The sequence below is a fragment of the Roseobacter sp. FCG-D35 genome (genome assembly GCF_033436665.1).
Taxonomy (GTDB): domain Bacteria; phylum Pseudomonadota; class Alphaproteobacteria; order Rhodobacterales; family Rhodobacteraceae; genus JAWQFO01.
The window spans coordinates 515,816-522,098 of record NZ_JAWQFO010000003.1 but is presented as its reverse complement, the minus strand read 5'-3'; the positions used below and the strand labels follow the sequence as shown (position 1 = coordinate 522,098).

6 protein-coding genes are annotated in these 6,283 nt (G+C 66.2%); 2 read left to right on the top strand and 4 right to left on the bottom strand.

Features of this window, described 5'->3' with window-relative positions; translation table 11 throughout:
* Window positions 1–71 precede the first annotated feature (71 nt).
* The 4 genes from nagA to R5H30_RS10850 are packed head-to-tail and all read right to left on the bottom strand — an operon-like array spanning window position 72 to window position 3,887.
* Complete coding sequence (gene nagA / locus R5H30_RS10865) at window positions 72–1,214, bottom strand: N-acetylglucosamine-6-phosphate deacetylase (protein WP_318328318.1); 1,143 nt, start codon at window positions 1,212–1,214, stop codon at window positions 72–74.
* On the bottom strand, window positions 1,211–2,239 hold the full coding sequence (locus R5H30_RS10860; protein ID WP_318328317.1) for an SIS domain-containing protein: 1,029 nt from the start codon (window positions 2,237–2,239) through the stop codon (window positions 1,211–1,213). The genes nagA and R5H30_RS10860 overlap by 4 nt, the downstream gene beginning before the upstream one ends.
* 2 nt (window positions 2,240–2,241) lie before the next feature.
* Window positions 2,242–3,000, bottom strand: coding sequence for a GntR family transcriptional regulator (locus R5H30_RS10855; RefSeq protein WP_318328316.1), 759 nt, complete (start codon window positions 2,998–3,000; stop codon window positions 2,242–2,244).
* Complete coding sequence (locus R5H30_RS10850) at window positions 2,997–3,887, bottom strand: glucosamine kinase nucleotide-binding domain-containing protein (RefSeq protein WP_318328315.1); 891 nt, start codon at window positions 3,885–3,887, stop codon at window positions 2,997–2,999. Before R5H30_RS10850 ends, R5H30_RS10855 begins: the two co-directional genes overlap by 4 nt.
* A gap of 102 nt (window positions 3,888–3,989) precedes the next feature.
* On the opposite strand from R5H30_RS10850, the gene R5H30_RS10845 reads away from it, so the two are divergent.
* Entirely contained in the window at window positions 3,990–4,943 is a 954-nt protein-coding gene (locus R5H30_RS10845; protein WP_318328314.1) for an N-acetylmuramic acid 6-phosphate etherase, read from the top strand.
* Window positions 4,944–4,966: 23 nt separating this feature from the next.
* A complete protein-coding gene (locus R5H30_RS10840; RefSeq protein ID WP_318328313.1) occupies window positions 4,967–6,223 on the top strand; it encodes an ABC transporter substrate-binding protein in 1,257 nt (418 codons plus the stop codon).
* Window positions 6,224–6,283 lie beyond the last annotated feature (60 nt).

Here is a 6,283-nt window from a genome sequence, read left to right as displayed (position 1 = left end):
CAGAAACCGAACCAGAGCCTCCGTTACGCAACAGCCTCAGCATTCCGAAAAACTCTGACGACGGACACGTTTCAGTCGAGACAACGTTCGAACCTCATCTCGCCGTCGTCCGCCGCCGACAGCCGGATGGCGCGCAGCGGTCTGTCCTTCTCGATGCTGCCATAGCCATCCGGGTGTCTCAAAATGCCGGCCGGGAGCGCCGAAGCCATCGCGAGCGCCGCGTCCAGGTCGAGGCCAACGCGACGGCGCAGGACGGTGATCGCGCGCGGCATGTCGAGGTCGGCACCGGCCAGCGTGCCATCCTCGAGTGTCAGCCGTCCGTCGCGGCGCAGGATTCTGCGTCCGTTGAGGCGGAACTCGGTGATCTGCGAACCCACGGTCGACATCGCGTCGGTGACGAGAAAGATTCCGCCCGGACCGCGTTTCGCCGCCAGCGCAGCGCGGATAGTCGCAGCGTGGACATGGATGTCGTCTGCGATCAGGCCGGCGCTTACGGCAGGTGTGTCGAGCGCGGCGCCGACAAGGCCGGGCTCGCGGCTGCCGAGCTGGCTCATCGCGTTGAAGAGGTGTGTGACGCAGCACGCTCCGGCCTCGAAGGCCGCGCGGGCCGCATCGCAGCTGCAATCGGAGTGACCAATCGAAACGATGACGCCCGCCGCGGCAAGCCGCGCGATCTGCGCCGTGCTCACGCTTTCCGGTGCCAGAGTCACCATCAGGTTCGGCAGGTCGCCGGAGGCTGCCAAGAGCAATTCCTCGTCGGCCGCGTCCATCGGTCGGATCAGTGCCGGATCATGGGCCCCCTTCCGCGCCTGGCTCAGGTGCGGGCCTTCAAGGTGCAACCCCAGGATCCCCGGCACCCCGGCGTCGATGGCCTGCCGGGTGGCAGCAATTGCTGCGCGGGTTCGCTCGGGCGTGTCGGTGATGAGTGTCGGCAACAGGCCGAGCGTGCCGGTCGAGGCGTGCGCCTCTGCGATGGCACGCAATCCCTCGGGCGTGGTCTCGTCATTGAACATCACGCCGCCGCCGCCATTGACCTGAAGGTCGACGAAGCCGGGCGCGATCACTCCGTCGAGTTCACGTGTCTCGTATCCCTCCGGGATCGCCTGCGCATCGACGATGCCGCGACACGTGCCGCTCTCGGACAGCAGGGCGCTGTCCCGATGCAGGCTCCGGCCGTCGAAGATCGGCGACCCGGTGTAGGCGATGCGGCTCATACGGTCTCGGTCACCTTGCGCAGGTGGCGCGGCGTGTCGGGGCTGATCCCGAGGTCCAGGGCGGTCTGCTCGACCATCGCATAGAAGGAGGCGATGAGCGCGATCGGATCGGTCAGCGGATGGCCGGTGCGCACGACCGGCAGTCGCGTCGCGCGCGCGGCCTTGTCGGAGGTGGCGAACACCGATGCGCCCTTTCCGGCGATCTCGTCGGCCACCTCGACCAGCGCGGCCTCGGCCTCGTCCGCAGCCGCCAGTGCGAGTACCGGAAAGCCCCGATCGACGATCGAAATCGGCCCGTGCATGACCTCGGCGGACGAATAGGATTCTGCGTGCAGCTGGCAGGTTTCCTTGAACTTCAGCGCCGCCTCGTTCGAGATCGCGAAGGCCGGGCCGCGCCCGAGACAGAAGAGCGAGCTTTGCGCGGTGAGCTCGGCGCGCAAGGGCGACCAGTCCGCTGTCACGGCCTTGCCCAGCGCTTCCGGCAGATCGCGGATCGCCGCAAGCAGATCCGCGTCGCGTTGCAACTCCGCCAGCAGCCAGATCGCGGCCACCACCGAATTGACGAAGGTCTTGGTGGCGGCGACGCTGAGCTCGGGGCCGGCCAGAAGCGGCAGCGTATGGCGGCTGGCCTGCGCCAGGTCGCTGTCGGGATCGTTGGTTATCGCAAGGGTCAGCGCGCCTTGCTCACCGGCCATCCGGGCCATGCGCACGATGTCGGGGCTCTTGCCGGATTGCGAGATCGACAGGCAGGCGCTGCCGACAAGCTTCAGCGGGCGCCGGTAGATCGAAGCCACCGACGGACCGACCGACGCCACCGGAATGCCGGCCAGCAGCTCGGCGGCGTATTTGAAATAGGTTGCCGCGTGATCCGAAGAGCCGCGCGCGACCGAGACCATGAAAGCCGGATCGCGATCGGCGAGTGCTCGTGCGGCCGCCTGAATGTCCTGCGCGCCCTGGGTCAGTAGCCGCTCGACCGCCTGCGGAATCTCCATGACTTCGCGCCGCATGTGGGATTGGGGGGACATCGTCATTCCTTTGCAAGTCTCAGTTCGGCGACGAAATTGTAGGCGTCGCCGCGGTAAAGCGATTGGGTGAATTCGGCGATCGGGCCTTCGGCCAGATAGGAAGTTCGTTCGATCCGTAGCCCGGCGGCACCGGGTGCGACCGCGAGGAGCGCCGCATCGGCCTCGCCTATGTTGATCGCGGAAATCTTCTGCAAGGCGCGGACCGGCCGCCGCCCGTCGCGTTCCAGCACTTCGTAGAGCGAGGTCTCGACCGCAAGCGGGTTCGGCAGAATATCGGTCGGCAGCGAGGCACGTTCGATTGCCATCGGCTCTCCGTCGGCCAGTCGCAGGCGGGTGATGCGCGCGACCGAGTCCTCTGATGACAGGCCCAGCGCGGTAATCTCGTCCGGCGATGGCAGGAACAGCCCACGCTCGAGCCAGCGCGAGGACGATGTCTTGCCGCGCCGCGCCATATCCTCGGAAAACGATGTCAGGCGCGACAGTTTCTGCTCGATCCGCGCCGGGCGCGACGAGATGAACGACCCCGACCCCTGCTTTTGCACCACCAGGCCGTCGTCGGCCAGCGACTGGATCGCCTTGCGGACCGTCACGCGCGAAAGATCGGTGATGCTGGCGATCTCGCGTTCGGGCGGGAGCGGGCTGCCCGGTGTCAGGATGCCCCTGTCGACGGCCTCGCTGAGGCGCTGTCGCAGCTGGACGTAGCGCGGCCCGGCGTCCGGCCGGTACCAGTCCGACGGATCGAGGAACTCGGCGACCGTCATGTGGCCTCCTGCGTCTCATACGCCTGTCGCGCAAGACGCAAGGCACCGTCGAGCGCGGTACCGAGCGGGGGTACGAGACGATCGACGAATGCACGGCGCATGTAGGGGCGGTAGTGCGGACCGACACCGCCGGCGAGGCACACCACGTCATCGCCGCCAAGGCCGATCACCCGAAACGCCCGGTCTATGTAACGCGATCCGCGCCGCATCAGCATGATCCCGGCCGGGTCTCCGGTCTCTGCAGCCTCGATCACCTCCGGCGCCAGCGCCGCGTAATCGCCGGGCCCGGCCTTACGCGCGAAGGCAACGATCTCGCCTGGCGCATCGCCGAAACGCGCCATGATGTCCTTGGTCAGACCGGTGTGGCCAGCCATGCCGTCGTGGCACAGAAGAACGTGCTCGAGCAGCCCGCGGCCGAGCCATCCGCCAGAGGCCTGGTCGGACACCTGAAAGCCCCATCCGCCGACCCCGGCTTCGACTCCGTCGCGGCGGGCGGCGATGAACGTACCGGTACCAATGGCGACCAAAGCGCCGTCCGCCGCTCCGAGCGCCCCGGCCAGCGATGTCGGGCGGTCATCGGTGACGGTGCAGCGCGCAATCGGCAGACACGACGCGACGCACGCAGCCTGGTCGGGGCTCATGACACCGGCCAGACCGACATGCGCGACGGCATCACGCAGGACGTGGTCACCCAGAGCCGCCAATGACAGCGCGGCGCGGATCGCGCCTACCACGTTCCGCGCCGCTTGTTCCAGGTCTGTCGTGACGTTGGCCGGACCGCCTTCGGCCTGCGCAAGCACTTGCCCGCGCGCGTCCGCAACCGCCGCACGGCAGCCTGAACCGCCGCCGTCAACGCCAAGGATGATGCTGCGCGCCGATGACCTCATGCAATACCTATATCATACCTTTTTGCGAATTAATAGGCCAAAAAGGTACCGAAATCTGAAATCCATCGCTCACGACAGCCGTATTCAGGTGGATCAAAGGAAATGGTAGACAAAAGGTATTGCTTCGGTATTATTACCGGAAATCGAGGATTCGCAATGCAACCGACCACGCCGAGCGCGGAAGAAAACCGGCCACTCGACGACCTGCCTCGCACAGAGGCGCTGCGGCGCATGCTGGACTCGCAAGTTGCCGCCGCGCGCTGTGTTGCCGGGGCCATAGCCGAGATCGACCACGCAGCAGACGCCGTGGCGGCCGCGGTCGCCGCTGGGCGCCGCCTGCATTATGCCGCTGCCGGAAGTTCCGGGCTTATGGCGCTTTCGGATGCAAGCGAGCTTGCCGGAACCTTCGGCATCCCGTCTAAGCAGGTGCGGATCGCAATGGCGGGCGGCGTGCCGGTCGACGCCCGGATGCCCGGCGATACCGAGGACGGCACCGATGAAGCCCGGGACGCCGCCAGCGGGATGAAGCCGGGCGACGTGGCACTGGTTCTCAGCGCCAGCGGCACCACGCCCTTTGCCTGCGCCTTCGCCGAGTCCGCGCGTGCAAAAAAAGCCAAGGTGATCGCCATTGCAAATGTGGCCCGCGCGCCAATGCTCGACCTCGCCGATATCGCGATTTCCATACCAACCGCGCCGGAAGTGATCGGCGGCTCGACACGCCTTGGTGCGGGAACCGCCCAGAAGATCGCGCTCAACATGATCTCGACCCAGGCCGGAATTTTGCTGGGCCACGTCCACGACGGGATGATGGTCAACCTTGTCGCGGACAATGCCAAGCTGCGCCAGCGTGCATCCGGCATCGTACAACGGATCGCCGGCGTGTCAGAGGACGCGGCGAGCAACGCTCTGTCCGACGCACGCAACGATACCAAGCGCGCCGTATTGCTTGCCTCGGGGGCGAGCCCTGAAGCGGCCGAACGACTGCTCGCAGAGACCGGAGGGCGTCTGCGCGACTGTCTTGCGGCGCTCCGCGCGAACGACAAGACCACGAACTGACTTTCAACAACGGGAGTGAAAAAATGAAAGCCAAGTCCCTGAGACACGTCCTGCTTGCGACCTCGCTGCTTGGCGCAGCCGCCGCGCAGGCACAGGAAGCGGAACTGATCATCGAAAGCTGGCGCAACGACGACCTGTCGATCTGGCAGGACAAGATCATTCCAGCCTTCGAGGCGCAGCACCCTGATATCAAGGTCAAGTTTACGCCATCCGCTCCGGCTGAGTACAACGCGATCCTGAACTCCAAGCTCGACGCGGGCAGCGCAGGCGACCTGATCACCTGCCGCCCCTTCGACGCCTCCCTAGCGCTTTTCGAGGCCGGCAAGCTTGCTGACCTCAGCGATCTCGAAGGCATGGCGAACTTCTCGGACGTGGCGAAGTCGGGCTGGAGCACGGACGACGGCAGCGCCACCTTCTGCGTGCCGATGGCCAGCGTGATCCACGGCTTCATCTACAACAAGGACGCCTTCGACGAGCTCGGCATCGAGGAGCCCACGACCGAAGCGGAATTCTTCGCAGCCCTCGACAAGATCAAGGAAGACGGCAGCTACGTGCCGATGGCCATGGGCACCAACGACCAGTGGGAAGCCGCCACCATGGGCTACCAGAACATCGGCCCGAACTACTGGAAGGGCGAGGAAGGCCGCAAGGCGCTGATGTCGGGCGACCAGAAACTGACCGACGACGCCTGGGTCGCGCCCTATCGCCAGCTCGCCAAATGGGGCGATTACATGGGCGACGGCTACGAGGCCCAGACCTACCCCGACAGCCAGAACATCTTCACGCTCGGCCGGGCTGCCGTCTACCCGGCGGGCAGCTGGGAAATCGCCGGCTTCAACGGTCTGGCCGATTTCGAGATGGGCGCCTTCTACCCGCCGGTCCCGAACGCTGGCGACACCTGCTACATTTCGGACCACACCGACATCGGCATCGGCATGAACGCGGCAACCGACAATCCCGAAGCGGCCAAGACCTTCCTGAACTGGGTCGCCTCTTCGGAATTCGCGACGATCTTCGCCAACGAGTTGCCGGGCTTCTTCCCGCTCTCCGACGCACCGGTCGAACTCGAGGATCCGCTGGCGCAGGAGTTCATCTCGTGGCGCGACGAGTGCGAAAGCACGATCCGGTCGACCTACCAGGTCCTGTCGCGCGGCACGCCGAACCTCGAGAACGAGACGTGGAATGCCTCGGCCGCGGTGATCAAGGGCGACGAGTCGCCCGAGGAAGCCGGCCAGCGCCTGCAGGACGGCCTCGCCACCTGGTACGAGCCGCAGCAGTAAGCGGCCCCTTCAGACCGGGCGCACAGCGCCCGGTCGTCCCCCTTTCCCCCGTTGAGGGAG

Coding starts and splice junctions, on each gene's coding strand:
- R5H30_RS10855 (WP_318328316.1), bottom strand. CDS start 3,000: ATGACGGTCGCCGAGTTCCTCGATCCGTCGGACTGGTACCGGCCGGAC.
- R5H30_RS10845 (WP_318328314.1), top strand. CDS start 3,990: ATGGTAGACAAAAGGTATTGCTTCGGTATTATTACCGGAAATCGAGGA.
- R5H30_RS10850 (WP_318328315.1), bottom strand. CDS start 3,887: ATGAGGTCATCGGCGCGCAGCATCATCCTTGGCGTTGACGGCGGCGGT.
- nagA (WP_318328318.1), bottom strand. CDS start 1,214: ATGAGCCGCATCGCCTACACCGGGTCGCCGATCTTCGACGGCCGGAGC.
- R5H30_RS10840 (WP_318328313.1), top strand. CDS start 4,967: ATGAAAGCCAAGTCCCTGAGACACGTCCTGCTTGCGACCTCGCTGCTT.
- R5H30_RS10860 (WP_318328317.1), bottom strand. CDS start 2,239: ATGTCCCCCCAATCCCACATGCGGCGCGAAGTCATGGAGATTCCGCAG.